Below are 20252 nucleotides of genomic sequence, written 5' to 3'. Positions count from 1 at the left end.
GATGGCCGAGTCCTTTGCCGCGTTTCAGGCCCTGCAGCGCTCCTTCCCTTACCAGCGCGCTGCCGACGACGGCCATGTGCGCATCGGCCTGGTGCAGCTGGCCAGCGACTTCACCCTGGAGAACGAATGGCGTCAGTTGCTCGGCGAGCGGGTCGAGCTGTATAGCAGTCGCACCCCTTGCAGCCCGACGGTCACCCCGGACGGTCTGCGCGGACTGGCCCAGGGCTTGAGCCAGTCCAGCGCCTTGCTGGTGCCGGGCCTGCCGCTGGACGTGCTGGCCTTTGGCTGCACCTCGGGGAGCATGCTGATCGGCGAGCAGGAGGTGACTCGCTTGCTCAACCAAGCGCATCCCGGGGTGCCAGTCAGCAACCCCTGGAGCGCGGTCAAGGCAGCCTTGCGTGGCCTCAATGCGCGACGCATCGCGGTGCTGACGCCCTATATCGGCGAGGTTAACTACCCGCTGCACCAGGGCTTGCAGCAAGCCGGTCACGAGGTGGTGACCTTTGGCAGCTTCAACGTGCTGGAAGACGCCGAGATCCCGCGGATTCCGGCGGCGGCGATTGAGGCCGCGGCCCTGGCGCTGCTCGCCGGCCAGCGGGTCGACGCACTGTTTCTCGCCTGCACCAACCTGCGCACCCTGGGTGTGCTGGGTGAGTTGGAGCGTCGCCTGGGCCTGCCGGTAATCTCCAGCAACCAGGCAATGTTCTGGCATACGCTGCAACTGGCCGGCTGCGTACACCGACCGCAGGGCTTCGGCAGCCTGCTGGCCGACAGTTGCTTGCGGGGGTGAGGACCTAACGGCATGGGTATCGCTGCTGCCATCACCGAAAGGAACATAAGGGTGCAGGACAGGACGTAGGATGGGTTGAGCGCAGCGATACCCATCGTAATGCTGCTGCCATCACAGGAAGGAGCATAAGGGTGCAGGACAGACAGAAAGGCTTGTTGCTCACCGCCCTCGGCATGCTGGTGATCTCGCCGGATGCCCTAGTATTGCGCTGGTTGGCTGGTGATGCGATGCAGATACTGGCCTGGCGCGGCCTGTTTATGGCGTTCGGCCTGAGCCTGTTGTTGACTTGGCGCTATGGTGGCGAGCTGCCGGCGGTGTTTCGCCGCTGCGGCTGGACCGGCGTTGGCTGCGCGCTCTGCTACTGCGTCAGTACCCTGTGCTTTGTGCATGCCATGGGGTTGGCTGGAGCGGCCAGTACCTTACTGATCTTCAGTCTATCGCCGCTGATTGCGGCCGCCCTGGCCTGGGTTTGGCTGGGCGAGCGCCTGGCCCTGCGTACCCTGTTGGCGATTCTGTGGTGCCTGGGTGGCGTGCTGTTGATCGTCATTGATGAGTCGCCGGGCAGCAGCCTGAGCGGTAATCTGCTGGCGCTGGTGGCGGCCACCTTGCTGGCCGGTAATTTCACCCTGGCGCGCAGTCGGCCGACAGTGGACATGAGCCCGGCCTTGATTCCCGGTGCGCTGTTGGTATCGCTACTGGGGTTCGTCTTTGGCGGCACGGCGGATTTTGCCGTGCAGCAATGGCTGGTGCTGGCTCTGATGGCCGGTGTGCTACTGCCGCTGGCGTTTATGCTGATTCAGCTGGGCCCGCGCTGGATCAGTGCCACCGAGGTTGGCTTGTTGCTGCTCCTGGAAGTGGTGCTGGGGCCCTTGTGGGTCTGGTGGCTGCTTGACGAGGCCCCCAGTGGCCAGGTGTTGCTCGGGGGGAGCATCATTCTCCTGGCGCTGCTCGGCCACAGCCTACTTAGCTGGCGCAGAGGCTCTGCGCCATTGGCCGCTTGAGCTTTCGGGGCAAGCAGGCGAGCGCGGCTTACTACTTCTTGCCCCAGAGTTGCTCCAGGCGCTGGTCACGGCCGCAGCCGTTGCGGTAGTAGGTGTAGCGCAGCGGATTACGTTGGTAGTAGTCCTGGTGATAGTCCTCGGCCGGGTAATAGGTGCTGGCGGCGAGGATTTCCGTGACCACCGGGGCGGGTAGGCGCGCGGATTTCTCCAAGGCGGCTTTCGAGGCTTCGGCCAGCTGCTGTTCTTCTGCCGTGCTGTAGAAGATCGCGCTGCGGTACTGCGGCCCACGGTCGCAGAACTGGGCGTTGGCGGTCACCGGGTCAATGGTGGGCCAGAAGGCTTCCAGTAATTGGGCGTAGCTGGTCTTGTTCGGGTCGAAGCGCACTCGTACCGCTTCGATATGCCCGCTGCTGCCGGCCGAGACTTGCTCGTAGGTGGGGTTGTCGACATGCCCGCCGATATAGCCAGATGTGGTTTCAAGTACGCCGGGGACTTTGTCGAAATCCGCTTCGGTGCACCAGAAACAGCCGCCGGCAAAGATCGCCACGCCGGGGTTTTTCACCGCCTGCGCATTGGTTTGTGGCTGCGGCGCCTGCGCGGCGGTGGGTTCACAGGCAGCCAGCAGGCCGCCCAGAACGAGGATGCTGCTGGCCAGCAGACGGCGGTGCCAGGTAGAGGGGGTAACTGTCATGTTTAGCTCCGCAGCTCAGGTAGGGCTTCGCCTTTGGGGATAAAGCGCAAGGCCACGCCGTTGTTGCACCAGCGTTCGCCGCGCGGTTTCGGGCCGTCGTCGAAGACATGACCCTGATGCCCGCCGCAGCGTGCGCAGTGGTATTCGGTGCGTGGGTAGAACAGCTTGAAGTCGCGCTTGGTGCCCATATGCCCGGCAATCGGCTGGGTAAAGCTGGGCCAGCCGGTGCCGCTTTCATATTTATCCTGGCTGGCGAACAGCGGCAGGTAGCAGGCGGCGCAGAGGTAGGTGCCGTCGCGTTTTTCCTGATTCAGTGGGCTGCTGCCGGGGGCTTCGGTGTCTTCTTCGAAGAGAACGGCATAGGCTTGTGGCGTGAGCAGACCGCGCCAATCGCTGTGGGGTTTGTCCAGGGGCGTCACGCTGCTGGCGATGGCTTGCGCCAGGCTGAACGGGGCGTGACCGAGCAGGGGCAGGGCTGGCAACAGGGCCATCCCCTTGAGCAGGGAGCGTCTTTTCATGGCAGTGCTCTGTGTGAGGTGTCGGCAATAGACCATACCGAGCCTGAATTGTTACAACGCACCAGCAACTGCCCAGACGCAGGGCCGCTGTGGCGCTCAGGTCACTCAAGCCGCAGAGCTAGATGCTCTTCCTGAACTGATGCCATTTTTGTTGCAAGAGCAGCAGCCAGTAAGGTGTTGCGACGCCGGTACCGGCCATCTGCAGCATGGGGTGTTGCCTGACGACCTGTTCCAGCACGGCTTCCTGGTTATCGGCGACATCAACGAAGAACACATGCTTGCCCATGTGCAGGCTGGGCTCGAAGCGCTCGAAGTAACTGTTGTTGCGCTGAATACCGAGAAAGCCACCTTCCCAGGCACCAAAACCGAGCAATACCACCGCCAGAAAGGCAAAGGGAGTCCAGCCTGCCGGGCTATTGCTCCATCCGCTGAAATGCGCCAGCGCGATAACCACTGCCGCCAGTCCCGCGCCAATCAGCATGCCTTTGCGGCCTGAGTTGACCAGGTTTTTTTTCAGCAGGGGTGAGACTTCGTGCAGGTGGTGGTGTTCGAGTTCGCGATCATTTTCGCTTAACACATGGATCTGCTCGGTACGGATGCCACCGGCTTCCAGTTCGTTTTCCAGACGTTCGAGGTCATCTAGATTGTCGCTGATGTAAAAGTGCCTGTTCATGCTGCACCTCATGTGGCTAACAGTCGCAGAATCCCCTGAGTCTGCCTGTGACGTGGCTTTTGGTGATTATGGGTTCAGTGTAGTGCCTCGCCGACGGAGCAGAAATCGGCCTGATATACGGGCGTTGTAGGGTGGCAGCGGTTACAGGCAGCTGAGAGGCGCGGTGGCGGTTTCATCGATGACGATGCAGTCGCGCCCAGCATTTTTGGCGCGATAGAGGCGCTCATCGGCGCGCTGCAGCATGCTTTCCCAATGCTCGTCACGGCGCAGGATGGCTCCGCCAACCGACATGGTCACCGCCCCGCCAGGGCCGCGCAGGTGCTGCGCCACTTGCTGCTGCAGGTGTTGCGCGGCCGCCAGCAGGCCGGCGCGCTCGGTGTTGGGCAACAGCAGGAGAAACTCCTCGCCGCCAAAGCGGAACAGCCGGTCTTCCTTGCGCGATGAGCGTTTGATCAGTTCGACAAAGTCCACCAGCACCTGGTCGCCGGCCTGATGGCCGTGGTTATCGTTGATCCGTTTGAAATGATCCAGGTCCATCACCAGTACGCCGTAACTGTTGCCGTGGCGGCGGAAAATGGAGGCGGCGATCTTCAGTTCTTCATTCATTGCCCGGCGGTTGCGTGCGCCAGTCAGCGGGTCATGGATCGCCAGTTGCTGCAGTTGCTCGCGCTGGCGGCTGGTGCGGTAGGCAAAAACGAAGCTGAGGGTGCTGGCCATCATGCTGGTGACCAGAAACGAGATCATCTGGTAGTCACTTTCAAACACCGTCCCCGGGTTTAGCTGGCCGTAACTGACCAGGGTGGTGAGCATCAGAATGGTGGCCAGCAAGGCCTTGACGGGCGACACCATAAAGAAATTGAAGAGGATCAGCGGGTAGATCCAGAACAGGCCATTGATGCCCAGGTTGATGGCGATCAGGGTCGCGCCGGCAGAAAAAATAGTGGCCAGGTAGATGCCGGGTTTGACCGTGTCGCCAGTGCGCCAGGCGTAGAGCACGGCGAACACGGTAGAGGCGACCATGACAGTGTCAGCTGAACCTACCAGGTAGTTACCGGTACTAAGCCGGTAAACCGCATAGGGAGAAATACCTAGCACGCCAAATAGGCCCATCAGCGTAATGATGGACAACTGAAAGTCATTACGCAGGCGCCTGAGCAACCGCGATATCCGCATAGAGAAAGACCATTATTGTCGTTGTTATAAGCTAAGCATGCCGAGCTTGCCTTGGCGATAGCAATAGTAAAGTTGAGCACAGTGCCAGTATTTACGGCTATCTGCCGAGCGGTTTGCTGGCAGTGGGCGGATTACAACCTCTAGCACTGTCAGTTTCAGGGCTTGCGTACCAATGCCAACAGGCTTTTGCTGCGCTGATAGCGGGCCAGGCGCTCAGTCAGCGGCGGCGGCAGGTCAGTGCAAGGAGCAAAGCCCAGGCGCTGGTAGAAGTCGCTGAGTTCAGGACGACAGAACAGCCAGACAGGTGCCGTGCAGTCGGTCAGCGCATGCTCGATCAGTTGCCGGGCCAAGCCTTGTCGGCGCAGAGGAGGGGCGACCAGCAGGCTGGTTAGCCAGTGGCCGCCGTCAATTGTGCGCAAACACAGGGCCGCGACAATCTCCGGGTGTTCGGCCACCCAGACCTGCTCGACCGCGCTGGTGCGCATGGCTGAGCGTTGGCTGCGGTAGAACCTATCGGCAAGGGGTTTAAGCGGGGCGGGGAGTAGGCGGTAGTGCATTGCGGGTACTGCTGCGGCGGTTGGTGGGTGCCTGAGCGCAAGCGCGATGCTTGCCTCAGGCCGATGCCTTAGACATTGGCGGCGTGGCTGCCGAGCAGGGTTTTCGTACCGTGCTTGTCTTTCTTGTCCAGGCGCTTTTCGCTGGCGGTTTTCAGCGGCTTTTTCTTCACTTGTTTCTTCGAATCCATACCTTTGCTCATGATCTTCACCTCTGACAATGTCGTGGTTGAATGTTCTGGAGCGGGCCATCCCCTCGCGGTGAGGCGAGGCTGGTGTCTCGAGTCTACGCCCATATTGACCGAGTAGCTGGGGCGTTATACGGGCGGCTCGGGGCAGGATTGACTTCGACTGGTTAACAGTTCTCTGGCAAAAGCAGCGACTGGCGATGACAGTTTGAGTTTGCCGCCGCATCATGGGCACTTGCGCCGCTGCAGTATGGCTGCGGTGCGACTGTTAAACTCCTATGTCGAGACGTAGATGGATCAAGCCCTGATTTACGCCGGCCACAGCGTGCCTGGGCGGGTGCGCGAGCACAATGAAGACGCTCTGTTGTGTTGCCCACAGCTGAAACTCTGGGCGATTGCTGACGGCATGGGCGGCCATCAATGCGGTGAGGTGGCCAGCGCCCTGGCGTTGCAGACGCTGCAGTCGGCCTGCGCCGAAGGCCTGGAATTGGTTGAGGCGGTGCATGCGGCCAACCGGGCGATTCTCAGCGTGGCGCGTGCCGATGAGCAGCGCGGCATGGGCACGACCCTGGTGGCGGTGCGTTTTGAGGGCGCCGCGTTCAGCATTGCCTGGGTCGGCGACAGCCGCGCCTACCGGGTCAGCGCCGGGCATATTGAGCGGTTGAGCCACGATCACAGCTGGGTGCAGACGATGATCGATGCCGGGCAGATGAGCGTCGAGGCGGCGCGTAGCCATCCGCAGCGCAATGTCATCCTGCAGTGCCTGGGCCGCGATGATCAGCCGTTGCAGGTTGGCTTGCAGCAGGGCGTACTCGGTGAGCATGAGTTGTTGCTGCTATGCAGCGACGGCCTGACCGGCGAGCTGGACGATGCGCAGATTCAGCAGCTGTGCAGCAACGCCCAGACCCTCGATCAGCTGGTGGAGCAGCTGCTGGCGCAGGCCAACGAACTGGGCGGCAAGGATAATATCTCCTGTATCGTGCTCGGCCGTGCTGCGACCGTGCCCAGCGTCGAGGCCAAACCGCAAGGTTTGCTCAGCCGCCTGTTTACCTCCCGCAAGCCCTAACCTGCCGGTGTGCATTGACCCCCATGACTGAACAATTGCTCGAGATTCCCGGTTATCAGGTGCACGGTCGCCTGGGTAAAGGCGGCATGGCCGAGGTGTACCTGGCCACCCAGGCGTCGCTGCAGCGCAAGGTGGCGATCAAAGTGCTGCTGAGCGCCGATGATCAGGCGTTCAGCCAGCGCTTTCTCAAGGAAGGCCACATCGTGGCGTCCCTGCATCACCCCTCGATCATCACCATCTATGACATCGACCAGTTGGCCGATGGTCGCCATTACTTGACCATGGAGTTTGTCCCTGGTGGCGATCTGGCGCAGCACAAGGGCGAGGTGTTCGAGCTGCCGCGCGCCCTGCGGATCGTTCAGCAGGTGGCCAGCGGCCTGGCCGTGGTGCATGACCAGGGCCTGGTACACCGCGATATCAAACCGGCCAACATCCTCTTTCGCCGCGACGGCACGGCGGTGATCACCGATTTCGGCGTGGCCAAGGAAGTCGAGCTGGATCATGACCTGACCCAGTTTGGCATCGCCGTCGGCAGCCCGTCCTACAGCAGCCCTGAGCAGGCGCAGTGTCAGGCCCTGGACGCACGCAGTGATATCTACAGCCTGGGGGTGATCCTGCTGGAGATGCTCACTGGCAGTAATCCCTACCGCGCGGCCAATTACACCCAGACCGTGATGAACCACCTGCAGATGGACGTGCCGCAGTTGCCGGCGCAGTTGCAGAACTACCAGTGGCTGCTTGAGCGCATGCTGGCGAAAGATCCGGATGAGCGCTTTGCCGACTGCAAGGTGCTACTGGCCAGCCTGGATGAGCTGATCCGCGATGACCCGGACAGCACGCGTATCGCCCCGGCGCTGAGCCTGGGTAAACCGGCCGGAGGTAAAACTGCACGCAGTGCGCTGTGGCTCTGGCTGCTCGCCGGTGTGTTGCTGCTGGCCGGTGCGGCCGGCGGTGGATATTACCTGTATCAGCAGAAGCAGATCAGCGAGTACCTGGCGCGCGCCGAACTGCGCCTGCAAAGCGGCAGCCTGCTGGAGCCGCCAGAGGACAATGCCGACTACCTGTTCCGCCAGGTGCTGGCGCTGGATGCGGACCATCCCCAAGCTCTGGATGGCCTGGCGCGTGTGCTGCAAGCGCGAATCAACCAGTACCTGCAACTGGCTGAGCAGCGCCTGAGCGATCAGCAGTTGCTGTTGCCCGAAGATGACAGCGCCACTTACTACTTCCGCCAGGTGCTGGCCTGGGAGCCGGACAACCTGCTGGCCCTGGCCGGGATCAACCGGGTGGCGCAGCGCTATATCGAGCAAAGCGAAGCGGCCTACAAGCGCCGCGAGTTTGCCCTGGCCCTGGCGCTGGTGCAGCAGGGCCTGGAAGTGGAGCCGGCCAATGAGCAGCTGTTGCGGCTGCTGGATAGCCACGCACAGCGCGTACGCTTGGCCCAGACGCCTCGACGCCGACCTGCGGCAGCCGAGCAGGCGGCCCCGGCTAAATCGGTTAACCCGGTCAAGCGGCTGTGGAACAACCTATTTGATTAAGTCGTCATGCTGGCGTATTGCTACCGGACCGATTGGCAGGCAGCATGCGCGCCTTGGCCCGTAGTGCCTGCAGGTGATTCAGAGGGCGACGGGTTCACGGGTGGCTGGTTAACTGATTTTGGCGGAGTGCGCAGATGCTCAGAATTCACTTCAGTGATAATCGTCAGGCGCCGATCTGGCTGGTCGACGAGCGTTTCACCATCGGCCAGGACAGCCGCAACAGCCTGGTGCTGGTGGACCCGGGCATTGGCCCGTTCCACGCGGAAATTCGCCAGGACCATGGTCTCTATTACCTGACTGATGTTGGTAGTTCGAGCGGCTCCTTCGTCAATGACGAACGCATTACTACGCGCTTTCAGCTGCGTGCTGACGACCGCGTGCGCCTGGGCGCGGTGGAGCTGTTGCTGGTCGACCCGGCGCGCAGCAAGACCAAGGCCGAACAGGCTGCGCGCTGGTATTTGCAGGTGATTCAGGGCGAGCACGAAGGCAAGAAATTCCATATCAACGGTTCCATGACCTTTGGCCGCTCGGTGAAGTGCGAGCTGTGTTTCAGTGATCAGGCGTTGTCGCGCCGGCACTGCGAGTTCTACCTCAAGGATGACGTGCTGGAGGTCAAGGACCTGGCATCGGCCAATGGTCTGCTGGTCAACCAGCAGAAGGTTGCCACGGCGGTGCTGCAGCCGGGCGACCAGTTGAAGATGGGCTCGGTCAGCCTGTTGGTGATCGGTCCGAAAGGCACCGTGGCGCCTAGCGAGGATGAAGATGCCACGCTGTTTATGCGTGCCGTGGATCTGCCCAAACCGCTAAAAACGGCGCCGCTGTCCAGCTCGTCGAGCGGCCAGGCCAACCCGCTGCGCAAGGCCGCGCAGGCCAGCCCGCTGCATGCGGCGGCTGTGCCCGCCAGTGCGCCAAGCGGCCTAAACAAACCCCTGCTGGCGCTCGCGTTGCTACTGGTGACTGGGCTATTGGTGGCGGCTGCGGTGTTTGTGCTTTAACCCAATCTATTTGGGTTGATGGCGCGCTGCCCAATTGGTGACTGGGCTGACTTGATCCGACAGTGGCAGATGGCGGCTCTGGCGTTAGGCTACGCGCCTTTGCCCTGCCATTCGCTGTCGGAGTCTCCGTGAAGCCATTGCTCCTGTTGCTCTCTGCCTGTTGTCTGGCGTGCCAGCCGTTAAGCGCGCTGGCCTGGTCCAACCACTCGCTGGGCAGTCAGTTGGCGTTGCAGGCCGTGCCGGAGTTGCAGCGCACGTTGCGTTACCAGCCGCTGGAGGCTTTTCTCGACGCGCAGGCGCCGGCCATCGAGCTGCTGCTGGATCAGCAGGAAGCCTTTGCCCGCGCACATTTTGCCGACTACCCAGCGCGTCCGGATGCCTTGCGCTTTAGCGCTGCAGCAACCGCTGCGGCCGACAGACGCCGTGCGTTTGTGCAGGCGCTGCGGATCAATCCGCAGATTCGCCTGGCCGGTTTCGTGCAGCAATTGCCGGGGCAGGCCGATGATGGCCGCCCGCCTCTGGCCGCCGAGCAGGTGCTGGTGTTTCGCAAGATTGGCCCCTGGAGCCACTGGCGTTATCTGGCCTTGCAGCCAGGTGAGGCGGTGAGTGCGGTGCAGGTGCTCAGCAGTGCGGCCGATGAGCCGGACTATGGCCACGACATCAATCTGTTCAGTGACAACCCCGGCGAAGCCGGCGGGCAGTACAACTTTGGTGAGCAACCCTTTGGTGATGCGCGCTTCGAGTATTCCTCCCAGGCGCCATTCCATATTGGCTACTACCACGAGCCGGAGCTGGTGTTGCAGGCGGCGCCCTATCTGCGCCGCACCCTGCCGCATTGGCGCATCTACCAGTACAGCGGCTTGGCCCGGCTGGCCCTGGAAAGTGGCCATGATTACTGGGGGTACCGTTTTCTCGGCTGGGCCCTGCACTACATGCAAGACCTGACCCAGCCCTACCACGCCAAGACCGTGCCGGGCTTTGCCACAGCTGAGCTGATGCTGATCGCCCTCAAAGGCGCAGCGGGTTATCCCGAAGATCGCCTGGCGGCGATTGCCCGCGTCGCGGACCGGCACACGGCCATCGAGGAGTACCAGCTGGAACGCATGCAGCAGCTGATGAATGAGCAGACGGCATCGCCGCTGTTGCAGGCCTTTACGCAGAATCCATCGGGCGACTATCCGGCCTATTCGGTGGACTATGCGCAGCAGGTCGTTGCGGCCGAGTCCTATGCCAGTGCTGATGCTTTGGATGAGTTGATCGGCCAGTGGCTCGCGCGCAAGCCGTCGGCAGCTCCGGGTTTTAGTGGTGGCAATCAGTTGGCTCAGGCGCAAGCCGATCCGCTGCTGGAACAGTTGCTGGTGGAGCTGTTTCAGCGCTTCGGCGCGCACAGCCGCACTGTGGTGCAAACCACTCTGGCGCCGCCTGCGCCTGGCGCACACTCGACGACGGACTGAACCGCAGTTCGCGCCGCTGGGCAGTAGCGGGTTATGCAGTTCGATCAGCTGACGCCGCTCGCGCTCAACGTTGGCCATGCTCCAGACCGCGGCGAGGTGGTCGTTGTGCTCCAGCTTAACCGGCGCGCGCTGCTGCTCCATGTCGGAGTGCGAAGGCTGCATGCCGCACAGCCAGCCTGGCTGCTGCTGTGTCGAAATCCACCGCAGCTGTGTGCCTGCCCCAGGTCGCGGCAAGCGAGTTAGCCGCTCAGGCGTTAAGGCGCCGGCGCTCGGCGCTGATTTCCGGCAGGTCGGTGCGGCGCATGTAGGCCCGTAGCGGTTCGCTGATATTCAGGCGCTCATCGACATTCTGTTCCAGCAGCAGCTGCAGGCGCGCGCGGTCGAGGTTCATCAGCTCGCCGTCAAAGGCGCGCCAGACGAATTCGCAGGTGGGGGTGATGCTCTGTTCGAGCACGTCGAGGCCGAAGGAGTCTTCGCAGAAACGCACGATATAGCGCCCGGTCTTGGCATTGAAACCGACAAAACCCTGCAGTTGGTCGGCCGCCGCGCAGATGCTGGCAGAGGTGATGCTCATGGGAACCTCGTCGATGGCAGTGCGAGGGCAGTCCCTCGGTAAGTCATCGGTATAGGCTAAGGCCGCTGGGCGTAGAGCATCTTGCGATGGATCAATAAGTGGGTGCGCGAGGCGTTGTTGACCGGCGCGGCGAGGCAGTATGGCGCGGGCGTTTCAGGGTGAAAGAGTGCTGCCCGGCGAGCCGTTGCGGCTCGCCGGGTTTCGTCTTCAGTTGTTGCGCGGGGTGGTGAATGCGCTGATCTTGCCGAACGGCGAGCTGTGCATATCAACCTTGACCGCCATCAGGGGCGAGTTATTGACCCACACATCGTCGATCACGATGGTCTCGCCGATGTCGTCGTTGTCGGCGGCCACCAGCAGGTAGTAGGTGCCATCTTCGGCGGCTTCACCATCCCAGCTCAGGCTGATCTGCCCGACCAAGGCCTCGGCATGCGAGGGCTTGTCGGCAATCACCGCACCGTAGGCGTCCAGCAGCATGGCGCGTGGCTTCAGGGCGTATTTGCTGACGCCCATGCACGGCTGGTTGCACAGCGAATGCACATTGAGGGTGTAGCGCTCGCCTTTTTTCAGTTGCAGGGAAAAGATCCGGTAGTTGGAAATCGAGCTGCCGAAATCCAGGCGCGGCTCGTCGGCGCTGATCGGCCATTGCGGTGCCAGCAGGCCAGGGTTGAGCGGCAGCGGAATGGCCTGGGTGTTGTGGATGGCCTCAAGGGCGCTCTTGGCCATCGGGCTTTTGCCCGCCTTGACCGCTTGCTGGTAGGTCATCTGCGGGTTGCTGGCGCAGGCGCCGAGCAGCAGGCAGGCAGCCAGAATCAGAAACTTGTGCACGGTAAGACTCCTGTGTGACAACGTCCTTGTGTACACGCCGGGTGCTGGTGGCGCGGCGGGCGGCGATTCTACCCGCTTTGTGGGGCGCGGGCAGGGGGCAATCGGTCAATTCGACGAACTGCGCACATTGGTCTGTGCCGCTCGGGGGCCCGCGGCGCATCCTGCACGGCGGGCCTGGTCAGTCTAGGGTTAGCCGGAAAGCCCGACATAGACGTTCTGCACGTCATCGTGTGCGTCCAGGGCTTCGAGGAAGGCTTCGACTTCTTCCAGTTGCTCGGCGCTAAGGCTGCTCACCGGGTTTTTCGGGATATAGCCGATTTTCGCCGAGTTGACGCTAAAACCTTGCTCCGGCAGTGCGCGGCACACGGCGTCGAGGTCGGTCGGCTCGGTGATAAACAGCGTGTTGCCGTCTTCGGCGGGCTCAAAGTCCTGGGCGCCGGCTTCGATGGCGGCCATTTCCGGGTCGGCAGCGCTCTCAGTGCTGGCCTCGATCATGCCGACGTGGTCGAAATCCCAGGTCACCGAACCGGAGGCGCCCATCTGGCCCTTGCGGAACAGCACGCGGATTTCCGCCACGGTGCGGTTGATGTTGTCGGTCAGGCACTCGATGATCACCGGCACCTGATGCGGAGCGAAACCCTCATAGGTGGCGGAGTGGAAGGTCACGGTGTCGCCCAGCAGGCCGGCGCCTTTCTTGATCGCCCGGTCGAGGGTTTCCTTGGGCATCGAGGCTTTCTTCGCCTGATGGATCGCCAGGCGCAGCTTGGGGTTCAGGTCCGGGTCGGCGCCGTTGCGGGCGGCGATCATGATTTCCTTGACCAAGCGGCCGAAGATCTTGCCTCTGGCATTGGCCGCGGCTTCTTTAGGTTTGGCTTTCCACTGGGCGCCCATGGGTGGTCTCGTCGTTACGGATGGGTTGATAGGTGAGGTGGCGATTCTAGCCCTTCGAGGCGCTGGCGGCACCTATGGCGCTGCAATCTGCCCAGTGGTCATACCGCGGCGCCTGCTGTACGGCTTATTTGCCGGGGTTCTGTATGGGCGTCATGACGCTGCTGGCCACTTTAATAGGGGCTGACGCATTAATCCGGAGTGCTTATGCAGCCCAAGGATTTATTACTGGCCCTGGTGGTGATCATCGTCTGGGGCATGAACTTTGTGGTGATCAAGATCGGCCTGGATAACATGCCGCCGATGTTATTGGGTGCGCTGCGCTTTCTGCTGGCGGCCTTCCCGGCCGTGCTGTTTATCAAGCGCCCGCAGATTCCGCTGCGCTGGCTGCTGGCCTATGGCTTGACCATCTCGCTGGGGCAGTTCGCCTTTCTGTTCTCCGCCATGTCCGTTGGCATGCCGGCCGGCCTGGCATCGCTGGTGCTGCAATCACAGGCGTTGTTTACCCTGCTGTTTGCCGTGCTGTTGCTGGGTGAGCGCTTTCGCCTGGTCAACCTGTTCGGCTTGCTGGTGGCTGCCGGCGGTTTGCTGCTGATTGGTGCGCAGGGCAATGGCCTGATGACCCTGGCCGGTTTTCTGCTGACCTTGTGCGCCGCCGCCATGTGGGCGCTGGGCAATATCGTCACGCGCAAGCTGGGCAAGGTGAATCTGGTGGGGCTGGTGGTGTGGGGCAGCCTGATTCCGCCGCTGCCGTTCTTTGCGCTGTCCTGGCTGCTGGAGGGGCCGCAGGCGATTGAGGCGGCACTGCGCGGTTTCAGCCTGGATACGCTGCTGGTGCTGATCTATCTGGCGTTTGGCGCGACCATCCTCGGCTATGGCCTGTGGAGTCGCTTGCTGTCGCGTTATCCGGCCAGCCAGGTGGCACCGTTCTCGCTGCTGGTGCCGGTGGTCGGGCTGACTTCTTCAGCGCTGCTGCTTGATGAGCGCCTCAGTGGCCTGCAGCTCGTCGGTGCACTGCTGGTGATGCTCGGCTTGCTGCTGAATTCTTGCGGCGGCTGGCTGCAGGAGCGTCTGCGCGCGCGCTGGGTCTAGCGCTTGCCCATGGAGCGACGAGTGCCACTGGGCGCTGGGCCGATCTTTTTTTCGTGAGCAGACTTGTTGCCCTTCTGGTGCCAGGGCTGGTCGTCCTGTTTGCCGGAAGCAGCCTTGGCGGCGCCAAACAGCGAGGCAAAACCGGCGGCTTTAGGCGCAGCCTGATCAGTGAGTGGCGCGGCGCTGTCGGCAGGCTGAACGGCGAGGGTGGGTTCAGCGGCTGGAGTCTGGGTCATGGCAAGGTCCGCGGGGGCGAGAAGAAAAGGCCGGCGAGTATACCTGGCTATCGCCCGAGGTTTGCGCTTGTTGATCAGTGGCGCGGTGCCTGGCGGCGCTGCGCGAAACGCAGGTATTCGCCGGGCCTGGGCGGCCCGGCGAGCAGGCAGGATCAGTCCTGGCGGCTGGTCACTTCCAGCAGGTGATAACCGAACTGGGTCTTCACCGGGCCTTGCACCACGTTGATCGGTGCGCTGAATACCACGGTGTCGAATTCCTTGACCATCTGGCCTGGGCCGAACGAGCCGAGATCACCGCCGCTGCGGCTGGATGGGCAGCTGGAGTTGTCTTTGGCGACCTGGGCGAAGTCGGCACCGCCTTCGATTGCGGCTTTCAGTTCGTTGCACTTGTCTTCGCTGGCAACCAAGATGTGACGGGCAGTGGCGCGGGCCATGGGCATTACTCCTTATAAAAGAAGCGGCAAAGCCTACCGTAATCGTTCGGCTATTCAAACGCCGCGCGTGCGACGTTTATCGGTTGGTCCATAAAAAGCTGCTAATGGTTGGCCGCCAATAAGGCAAACGCCCCGACGCAATTGAGGCGTGTGTTGTGGCCTGTTCCCGTTCAGGGGCTTCCACGCAGTCTAAGCAGGCTACAGGTCCGGCTCTTCCAGCACGGTCTTGCCGCGCCAGCCCTGGCTGCCTGGCAGCAGCAGGTTGAGCAGCAGGGCGCAGATGGCGCACAGGGAAATGCCGGAGAGGGCGAAGTCGCTGGTGCCGATCACCATGCCGCCGATGCCGAACACCAGGGTCACCGAGACGATGATCAGGTTGCGCGCCTCGGTCAGATCGACCTGATGGCGGATCAGGGTGTTCAGGCCCACCACCGCGATGGAGCCGAACAGCAGGCAGAGAATGCCGCCCATTACCGGCACCGGGATGCTCTGCAGCGCAGTGCCGAACTTGCCGACAAAGGCCAGGCCGATGGCGAAGCAGGCCGCCCAGGTCATGATCTTCGGGTTGTAGTTCTTGGTCAGCATCACCGCGCCGGTGACTTCCGCATAGGTGGTATTCGGTGGCCCGCCGAACAGGCCAGCAGCCGAGGTGGCCAGGCCGTCACCCAGCAGGGTGCGGTGCAGGCCGGGCTTCTGGATAAAGTTCTTGCCGGTCACGCTGCCAATCGCCACCACGCCGCCTATATGCTCGATGGCCGGCGCCAGGGCGACCGGGACGATGTAGAGAATCGCGCCCCAATGCAGCTCGGGCGTCACGAATGCCGGAATCGCCAGCCAGGGCGCGCTGGCCACGGCGCTGGTGTCGATCACCCCGCAGAACGCCGCGACGATGCAGCCGACGATAATCCCCGCAAGGATTGGCACCAGACGCAGCAGGCCACGGCCCATGGCGGCGACCAGCACGGTGGTAACCAGCGCCGCCATGGAGATCAGCATGGCGGTTTCATACGGCACCAGTTGCGCGCTGCCATCGCCGGCTTTGCCCATGGCCATGTTCACCGCCACGGGCGACAGCGCCAGGCCGATGGAAATAATCACCGGAGCAATCACCACTGGCGGCAGCAGGCGGTCGATAAAGCCGACGCCTTTAACCCGCACCACGGCGCTGAGCAGGATATACACCAGGCCGGAGGCGATAATGCCGCCGAGCACGGCGGGCAGGCCGAACTCACCCTTGGCGGCGAGAATCGGTGCGATAAAGGCAAAGCTGGAGGCCAGAAATACCGGTACCTGGCGGCCGGTTACCAGCTGGAACAGCAGGGTGCCGATACCGGCGGTAAACAGTGCAACGTTGGGGTCCATGCCGGTGATCAGCGGCATCAGCACCAGGGCGCCGAAAGCCACAAACAGCATCTGCGCGCCGGAAATGCCCTGGCGCCAGAGTGGGTCGTTGTATTCGTCCTGCATGCTTAGGCGTCCTTCTGTTTGGTGCCGAAAATCTTGTCGCCGGCATCACCGAGGCCGGGAATGATATAGCCGTGCTCGTTCAGGCACTGGTCGATGGAGGCGGTGAAAATCAGCACATCCGGGTGCGCGTCATTGACCACTTTGATGCCCTCAGGCGCGGCGACCAGGACCATGGCGCGGATCTCCTTACAGCCGGCTTTTTTCAACAGGTCGATGGTGGCGACCATCGAGCCGCCAGTGGCGAGCATCGGGTCGATGATCATCGCCAGGCGCTCGTCGATTTCCGGCACCAGCTTTTCCAGGTAGGTGTGCGCTTGCAGGGTTTGCTCGTTGCGCGCCACGCCCACGGCGCTGACCTTGGCCCCCGGAATCAGGCTGAGCACGCCTTCGAGCATGCCGATGCCGGCGCGCAGGATCGGCACCACGGTGATCTTCTTGCCGGAGATCTTTTCCACCTGCACGGTGCCGCACCAGCCATCGATTTCGCAGTTCTCCAGCGGCAGATCCTTGGTCGCTTCATAGGTCAGCAGTGCACCGACTTCCTGGGCCAGTTCGCGGAAGTTCTTTGTGCTGATATCGGCGCGGCGCATCAGGCCGAGTTTATGGCGGATCAGCGGGTGGCGGATCTCGAGGATGGGCATGGCGGGGTCTCCGGCAGGACGGGTAAAAAACTGGCCTAGATTAAAGCATTGGCTCGTCCAAATGCTGCCCAGGGCCTGGGTGAAATCGGCAATTAGCGTCTAAATTTCGCCTGTTGCCAGCAAATTGCCTTGTTTGTCTGCCGGTCCTTGCTCTGCTCTACGCAGATAGGTACCTTTGCCGGCTTTTATGGCCTGCCATCCCTGGCGGCCACCCTCCGGGCCGTCGCTGCGCGACGTTAAAAATCACTCCCGGCGATTTTTTATTTTGACGCATCGATCAGCTTTCTGGTCTGAGCGTCCCGCTCTCAAGAGGAAACAGCATGTCCGTCGATCTCGCGCATATCCGCCAAGTCATGGCCGAAGCCGATTGCTTGCACAGCAATGCCGAGGTCGAGGTGGCTATCGACGCCATGGCGGCGGCCATCAACAGCGAGATGGCCGACAGCAACCCTGTGGTGTTCTGTGTGATGAACGGCGGGCTGATCTTCTCCGGCAAGCTGCTGCCCAAGCTCAACTTCCCCCTGGAATTGTCCTACCTGCACGCTACCCGCTACCGCAATGAAACCAGCGGCGGCGAGCTGTTCTGGAAAGCCAAGCCGGAAATCTCCTTTATCGACCGCGATGTGCTGATCATCGACGACATCCTCGATGAAGGGCACACCCTCGGTGCAATCATCGATTTTTGCCGGCATGCCGGTGCCAAGAACGTGCGCATCGCCGTGCTGGTAGACAAGGCCCACGACCGCAAGGCACGCCCCGACCTCAAGGCCGATTACGTCGGCATGCCCTGCGTCGATCGCTACGTGTTTGGCTACGGCATGGATTACAAAGGCTACTGGCGCAATGCGCCGGGTATCTACGCCCTTAAAGGTCTGTAGTCCGGGGCTGCCATAGTGGGCCTTGGTAGCCCGGATAAGCCTTGGCGCAATCCGGGGTGGCTGTGCTCCCGGATTGCGCTGCGCTTATCCAGGCTACGAAATCGCAGGCCCTGCGAGTAAACATGGGCTCTAAGCCACCGTTGATTCTCCATCGGTCTTTGGCGCCAGCCAGCGCAGCGCCTTCTCCCTGGCCTGAACAAGGTCACGGACATAAGCCAGCTCACCTTCAACTCGCACTATGCCGGCACGGCGCAATTGCAGGCGTACCTGGGCCGTCGGCCCGCTCAATATCAGTCCGACCTGCTGCTCACGGTAATCGCGCAGCACATTGTCCAGCGCGGCGATGGCGGTCATATCCAGCAGCGGCACGGCGCTGATATCGACGATCACCACCTTCACCCCTGGGGTAAAGCGCCTGAGCACGCTCAGGGCCTTTTCCGCTGCGCCGAAAAACAGCGGCCCGCGAATCGCGTAGGCCAGCACGTGTTCGGGCAGGTCATTGAGCGCCTGGTGAAAGTGCTTGGGCAGCGCTTCGGTATCGGTCAGGTCGCTCATGCGTTTGATAAACAGCCCGGCCGCCAGCAGCAGGCCGACGCCCACGGCCAGTACCATATCGAACAGCACGGTGAGGATCAGGCAGGTCAGTAGCACCAGCACGTCACTGCGCGGGGCGATGCGCAGGGTATGGCGTACATGCCGCGGTTCGCTCATGTTCCATGCCACCACCAGCAGCAAAGCCGCCAGCGCTGCCATCGGCAGGTAGCTGAACAAGGGGGCGAGAAACAGGATGGCGATCAGCACCACCCCGGCATGGGTAATCGCCGCCAGTGGCGAGTAAGCCCCGGCGCGCACGTTGGCGGCGCTACGGGCAATCGCGGCAGTGGCGGTGATGCCGCCGAATAGCGGCGCGAGCAGATTGCCGATGCCCTGGCCGATCAGCTCGCCATTGGGGTCGTGCTTGCTGCCGGTCATGCCATCGGCGACCACGGCGCAGAGCAGCGATTCAATCGCCCCGAGCATGGCGATGGCAAAGGCCGGGGCGAGCAGTTGGCGGAACAGCTCGAAGCTCACCACCAGCGCTTGGCCATCGGCACCCGGTAAGTGCCAGGGCCAGATAAAACTTGGCAGAAACGGCGGAATACCCGGGTGTTCGATGCCACCCAGGCTGTAGCTGAAGCGTTCGCCCAGGGTCGCCACGGGAATCTGCAGGCTTTCCAGCAACAGCCCGAGCAAGGCGCCGATGGTCAGCGCCACCAGATGCCCCGGTACTTTCGGCACCCAACGGGGCCAGATCAGCAATACCGCCAGGCACACCAGCGCCACCAGGCTGTCGCCCAGTTGCAGGCTGGGCAGGGCATGCAGCAGGCCGTTGAGCTGTTCGATGTAGTTGTGCGGTTCGCCGGTCAGGCGCAGGCCAAGCAGGTCCTTGATTTGCAGGGTAGCGATGACGATGCCGATGCCGGCGGTAAAGCCCAGCGTCACCGGGTAGGGAATAAATTCGATCAGCCGGCCGGCACGCATCAGCCCGAGGGCAATCAGGATTCCTCCGGCCATCAGGGTGCACAGCAGCAGGCCGCCGAGGCCGAATTGCTGGGTGATCGGCAGCAGAATCACCACAAAGGCGGCGGTCGGCCCGGAGACGTTAAAGCGCGAGCCACCAAACAGGGCGATCAGCGTACCGGCCACCAGCACCGTATACAGGCCGTGCTGCGGCGCCACCCCGACGGCAATCGCCAGGGCCATGGCCAGCGGGATGGCGATAATGCCCACCGTGACCCCGGCGCTCAGGTCGCTGCGCAGGTTTTTCCAGCCATAGCCGGCGCGCAAGGTCTGGCGCCAGGCGGAGAACAGCGGCGGTAAGGGCAGCGACATAATGACTCCCAGGTGGCTGAGCGCAGTATAGGGACAGGGCGCGGTGGGCTGTGTTGACCTAAGTCGGCTATTACCCATGCGTGGTGCGTGTTAGAACAGCCGGCTGAGCGGCATGCGTTGAGCCGCTACCCGCCCCGGAGGTACACTGCCGGCCCCGTGTGGCCTGGTTAGCTGGAGTGAGTGATGCGTAAAGACAAGAAACAGGTGATTGGCGAAGAGATTGGTGACGAGCCGATCAAGCTGTTCCTCAGCGTAGAGCCGGCCGATGCCACGCCACCGTCGCTGCACAAGCTGATCAAGGCCTACCGTGGCCTGCGTATCGACGACTTCGAGCGCTTTGTCGGCTTTTTCGTGGCCGCCGGCTACGACCTGAATGCCCAAGACGCCCAGGGCAATGACTTTATCGCGCTGATCCAGGATCAACGCTTTGCCGAGCCTTACATCGACGTGATCAAAGCCGCGCGCGGCTAAATATCGAGTTAGCGCGTACAACGCTGATTAAGGCTCACGCCTGCCCACAAAGCCGCGACCTGTTCGCGGCTTTGTTGTGTCTAAAACCCGCTCCGCTTCTTGCCGATAATCACGCAAATCAATAGTGCTGGGCGGGGCGAGACGACCGGTCATATTCTTGCCGGCATGAACTCCAGCATCCGACTCGACAAGCGTGACCTGATCCTCGCCAAAGGCGCCGAGGTGATGACCCG

At 62.3% G+C, this 20252-nt stretch carries 24 protein-coding genes; 9 read left to right on the top strand and 15 right to left on the bottom strand.

Features of this window, described 5'->3' with window-relative positions; translation table 11 throughout:
• Window position 1 precedes the first annotated feature (1 nt).
• On the top strand, window positions 2-790 hold the full coding sequence (locus tag WA145_RS11495; protein ID WP_422581703.1) for a maleate cis-trans isomerase family protein: 789 nt from the start codon (window positions 2-4) through the stop codon (window positions 788-790).
• A gap of 131 nt (window positions 791-921) precedes the next feature.
• Entirely contained in the window at window positions 922-1791 is an 870-nt protein-coding gene (locus tag WA145_RS11490; protein ID WP_422581702.1) for a DMT family transporter, read from the top strand.
• Between the two features lie 31 nt (window positions 1792-1822).
• Here the strand turns inward: WA145_RS11490 and msrA are convergent, their stop codons facing one another.
• The 6 genes from msrA to WA145_RS11460 all read right to left on the bottom strand — a co-directional run bounded on the left by msrA (window position 1823) and on the right by WA145_RS11460 (window position 5603).
• Entirely contained in the window at window positions 1823-2482 is a 660-nt protein-coding gene (gene msrA, locus WA145_RS11485) for a peptide-methionine (S)-S-oxide reductase MsrA (RefSeq protein WP_422581701.1), read from the bottom strand.
• Between the two features lie 2 nt (window positions 2483-2484).
• Window positions 2485-3000, bottom strand: a complete 516-nt coding sequence (gene msrB / locus WA145_RS11480; RefSeq protein WP_422581700.1) for a peptide-methionine (R)-S-oxide reductase MsrB — start codon at window positions 2998-3000, stop codon at window positions 2485-2487.
• 118 nt (window positions 3001-3118) lie between these two features.
• Window positions 3119-3673, bottom strand: coding sequence for a magnesium transporter (locus WA145_RS11475; protein ID WP_422581699.1), 555 nt, complete (start codon window positions 3671-3673; stop codon window positions 3119-3121).
• Between the two features lie 141 nt (window positions 3674-3814).
• The gene (locus tag WA145_RS11470) at window positions 3815-4846 is read right to left on the bottom strand and encodes a GGDEF domain-containing protein (protein ID WP_422581698.1); all 1032 of its coding nucleotides are present in this window, start codon (window positions 4844-4846) and stop codon (window positions 3815-3817) included.
• 155 nt (window positions 4847-5001) lie between these two features.
• Entirely contained in the window at window positions 5002-5403 is a 402-nt protein-coding gene (locus tag WA145_RS11465) for a GNAT family N-acetyltransferase (RefSeq protein WP_422581697.1), read from the bottom strand.
• A 68-nt stretch (window positions 5404-5471) separates the two neighbouring features.
• Window positions 5472-5603, bottom strand: coding sequence for a hypothetical protein (locus WA145_RS11460; protein WP_422581696.1), 132 nt, complete (start codon window positions 5601-5603; stop codon window positions 5472-5474).
• 277 nt (window positions 5604-5880) lie between these two features.
• Here WA145_RS11460 and WA145_RS11455 point away from each other — a divergent pair, with 277 nt between their 5' ends.
• The 4 genes from WA145_RS11455 to WA145_RS11440 all read left to right on the top strand — a co-directional run bounded on the left by WA145_RS11455 (window position 5881) and on the right by WA145_RS11440 (window position 10638).
• Window positions 5881-6654, top strand: coding sequence for a PP2C family protein-serine/threonine phosphatase (locus WA145_RS11455; protein WP_422581695.1), 774 nt, complete (start codon window positions 5881-5883; stop codon window positions 6652-6654).
• A gap of 23 nt (window positions 6655-6677) precedes the next feature.
• The gene (locus WA145_RS11450; RefSeq protein WP_422581694.1) at window positions 6678-8189 is read left to right on the top strand and encodes a protein kinase domain-containing protein; all 1512 of its coding nucleotides are present in this window, start codon (window positions 6678-6680) and stop codon (window positions 8187-8189) included.
• 134 nt (window positions 8190-8323) lie between these two features.
• Window positions 8324-9184: an FHA domain-containing protein gene (locus tag WA145_RS11445; RefSeq protein ID WP_422581693.1), complete on the top strand. Its 861-nt coding sequence runs from the start codon at window positions 8324-8326 to the stop codon at window positions 9182-9184.
• A gap of 128 nt (window positions 9185-9312) precedes the next feature.
• Complete coding sequence (locus WA145_RS11440) at window positions 9313-10638, top strand: phospholipase (RefSeq protein WP_422581692.1); 1326 nt, start codon at window positions 9313-9315, stop codon at window positions 10636-10638.
• Between the two features lie 247 nt (window positions 10639-10885).
• Here the strand turns inward: WA145_RS11440 and WA145_RS11435 are convergent, their stop codons facing one another.
• The 3 genes from WA145_RS11435 to WA145_RS11425 form a co-directional block, all read right to left on the bottom strand.
• Complete coding sequence (locus tag WA145_RS11435) at window positions 10886-11212, bottom strand: DUF2025 family protein (protein WP_422581691.1); 327 nt, start codon at window positions 11210-11212, stop codon at window positions 10886-10888.
• A 207-nt stretch (window positions 11213-11419) separates the two neighbouring features.
• Window positions 11420-12040 (bottom strand): hypothetical protein, encoded by a 621-nt coding sequence (locus WA145_RS11430; protein WP_422581690.1) that lies wholly within the window; start codon window positions 12038-12040, stop codon window positions 11420-11422.
• A gap of 189 nt (window positions 12041-12229) precedes the next feature.
• Window positions 12230-12931 (bottom strand): YebC/PmpR family DNA-binding transcriptional regulator, encoded by a 702-nt coding sequence (locus tag WA145_RS11425; RefSeq protein WP_422581689.1) that lies wholly within the window; start codon window positions 12929-12931, stop codon window positions 12230-12232.
• Between the two features lie 204 nt (window positions 12932-13135).
• On the opposite strand from WA145_RS11425, the gene WA145_RS11420 reads away from it, so the two are divergent.
• Window positions 13136-14020, top strand: coding sequence for an EamA family transporter (locus WA145_RS11420; RefSeq protein ID WP_422581688.1), 885 nt, complete (start codon window positions 13136-13138; stop codon window positions 14018-14020).
• Here WA145_RS11420 and WA145_RS11415 read toward each other — a convergent pair.
• The 4 genes from WA145_RS11415 to upp form a co-directional block, all read right to left on the bottom strand.
• Window positions 14017-14256: a hypothetical protein gene (locus WA145_RS11415; protein ID WP_422581687.1), complete on the bottom strand. Its 240-nt coding sequence runs from the start codon at window positions 14254-14256 to the stop codon at window positions 14017-14019. The genes WA145_RS11420 and WA145_RS11415 overlap by 4 nt on opposite strands.
• 152 nt (window positions 14257-14408) lie before the next feature.
• Window positions 14409-14690, bottom strand: coding sequence for a peptidylprolyl isomerase (locus tag WA145_RS11410; protein ID WP_090248458.1), 282 nt, complete (start codon window positions 14688-14690; stop codon window positions 14409-14411).
• Between the two features lie 198 nt (window positions 14691-14888).
• The gene (locus WA145_RS11405) at window positions 14889-16157 is read right to left on the bottom strand and encodes a uracil-xanthine permease family protein (RefSeq protein WP_422581686.1); all 1269 of its coding nucleotides are present in this window, start codon (window positions 16155-16157) and stop codon (window positions 14889-14891) included.
• A 2-nt stretch (window positions 16158-16159) separates the two neighbouring features.
• Window positions 16160-16798 carry a uracil phosphoribosyltransferase gene (gene upp / locus WA145_RS11400; protein WP_422581685.1) on the bottom strand — a complete coding sequence of 213 codons (639 nt, stop codon included), beginning with the start codon at window positions 16796-16798 and terminating at the stop codon, window positions 16160-16162.
• Window positions 16799-17118: 320 nt separating this feature from the next.
• Here upp and WA145_RS11395 point away from each other — a divergent pair, with 320 nt between their 5' ends.
• On the top strand, window positions 17119-17676 hold the full coding sequence (locus WA145_RS11395; protein ID WP_422581684.1) for a hypoxanthine-guanine phosphoribosyltransferase: 558 nt from the start codon (window positions 17119-17121) through the stop codon (window positions 17674-17676).
• A 129-nt stretch (window positions 17677-17805) separates the two neighbouring features.
• On the opposite strand, the gene dauA is transcribed toward WA145_RS11395, so the two are convergent.
• Complete coding sequence (dauA, locus tag WA145_RS11390) at window positions 17806-19548, bottom strand: C4-dicarboxylic acid transporter DauA (RefSeq protein WP_422581683.1); 1743 nt, start codon at window positions 19546-19548, stop codon at window positions 17806-17808.
• A 183-nt stretch (window positions 19549-19731) separates the two neighbouring features.
• Here dauA and WA145_RS11385 point away from each other — a divergent pair, with 183 nt between their 5' ends.
• Window positions 19732-20019 (top strand): PA4642 family protein, encoded by a 288-nt coding sequence (locus tag WA145_RS11385; RefSeq protein ID WP_422581682.1) that lies wholly within the window; start codon window positions 19732-19734, stop codon window positions 20017-20019.
• A 27-nt stretch (window positions 20020-20046) separates the two neighbouring features.
• On the opposite strand, the gene WA145_RS11380 is transcribed toward WA145_RS11385, so the two are convergent.
• The coding region (locus tag WA145_RS11380) for a hypothetical protein (RefSeq protein WP_422581681.1) at window positions 20047-20252 on the bottom strand (206 nt) is incomplete at its 5' end.

The organism is Pseudomonas sp., assembly GCF_049301935.1.
Classification (GTDB): Bacteria; Pseudomonadota; Gammaproteobacteria; order Pseudomonadales; family Pseudomonadaceae; genus Aquipseudomonas.
Note: the sequence above shows the minus strand (reverse complement) of the source record. Positions and strands in the feature narration are given on the sequence as shown.

Coding starts and splice junctions, on each gene's coding strand:
- msrA (WP_422581701.1), bottom strand. CDS start 2,482: ATGACAGTTACCCCCTCTACCTGGCACCGCCGTCTGCTGGCCAGCAGC.
- msrB (WP_422581700.1), bottom strand. CDS start 3,000: ATGAAAAGACGCTCCCTGCTCAAGGGGATGGCCCTGTTGCCAGCCCTG.
- upp (WP_422581685.1), bottom strand. CDS start 16,798: ATGCCCATCCTCGAGATCCGCCACCCGCTGATCCGCCATAAACTCGGC.
- WA145_RS11470 (WP_422581698.1), bottom strand. CDS start 4,846: ATGCGGATATCGCGGTTGCTCAGGCGCCTGCGTAATGACTTTCAGTTG.
- WA145_RS11420 (WP_422581688.1), top strand. CDS start 13,136: ATGCAGCCCAAGGATTTATTACTGGCCCTGGTGGTGATCATCGTCTGG.
- WA145_RS11385 (WP_422581682.1), top strand. CDS start 19,732: ATGCGTAAAGACAAGAAACAGGTGATTGGCGAAGAGATTGGTGACGAG.
- WA145_RS11475 (WP_422581699.1), bottom strand. CDS start 3,673: ATGAACAGGCACTTTTACATCAGCGACAATCTAGATGACCTCGAACGT.
- WA145_RS11450 (WP_422581694.1), top strand. CDS start 6,678: ATGACTGAACAATTGCTCGAGATTCCCGGTTATCAGGTGCACGGTCGC.
- WA145_RS11455 (WP_422581695.1), top strand. CDS start 5,881: ATGGATCAAGCCCTGATTTACGCCGGCCACAGCGTGCCTGGGCGGGTG.
- WA145_RS11405 (WP_422581686.1), bottom strand. CDS start 16,157: ATGCAGGACGAATACAACGACCCACTCTGGCGCCAGGGCATTTCCGGC.
- WA145_RS11425 (WP_422581689.1), bottom strand. CDS start 12,931: ATGGGCGCCCAGTGGAAAGCCAAACCTAAAGAAGCCGCGGCCAATGCC.
- WA145_RS11445 (WP_422581693.1), top strand. CDS start 8,324: ATGCTCAGAATTCACTTCAGTGATAATCGTCAGGCGCCGATCTGGCTG.
- WA145_RS11465 (WP_422581697.1), bottom strand. CDS start 5,403: ATGCACTACCGCCTACTCCCCGCCCCGCTTAAACCCCTTGCCGATAGG.
- WA145_RS11435 (WP_422581691.1), bottom strand. CDS start 11,212: ATGAGCATCACCTCTGCCAGCATCTGCGCGGCGGCCGACCAACTGCAG.
- dauA (WP_422581683.1), bottom strand. CDS start 19,548: ATGTCGCTGCCCTTACCGCCGCTGTTCTCCGCCTGGCGCCAGACCTTG.
- WA145_RS11395 (WP_422581684.1), top strand. CDS start 17,119: ATGTCCGTCGATCTCGCGCATATCCGCCAAGTCATGGCCGAAGCCGAT.
- WA145_RS11415 (WP_422581687.1), bottom strand. CDS start 14,256: ATGACCCAGACTCCAGCCGCTGAACCCACCCTCGCCGTTCAGCCTGCC.
- WA145_RS11460 (WP_422581696.1), bottom strand. CDS start 5,603: ATGAGCAAAGGTATGGATTCGAAGAAACAAGTGAAGAAAAAGCCGCTG.
- WA145_RS11410 (WP_090248458.1), bottom strand. CDS start 14,690: ATGGCCCGCGCCACTGCCCGTCACATCTTGGTTGCCAGCGAAGACAAG.
- WA145_RS11495 (WP_422581703.1), top strand. CDS start 2: ATGGCCGAGTCCTTTGCCGCGTTTCAGGCCCTGCAGCGCTCCTTCCCT.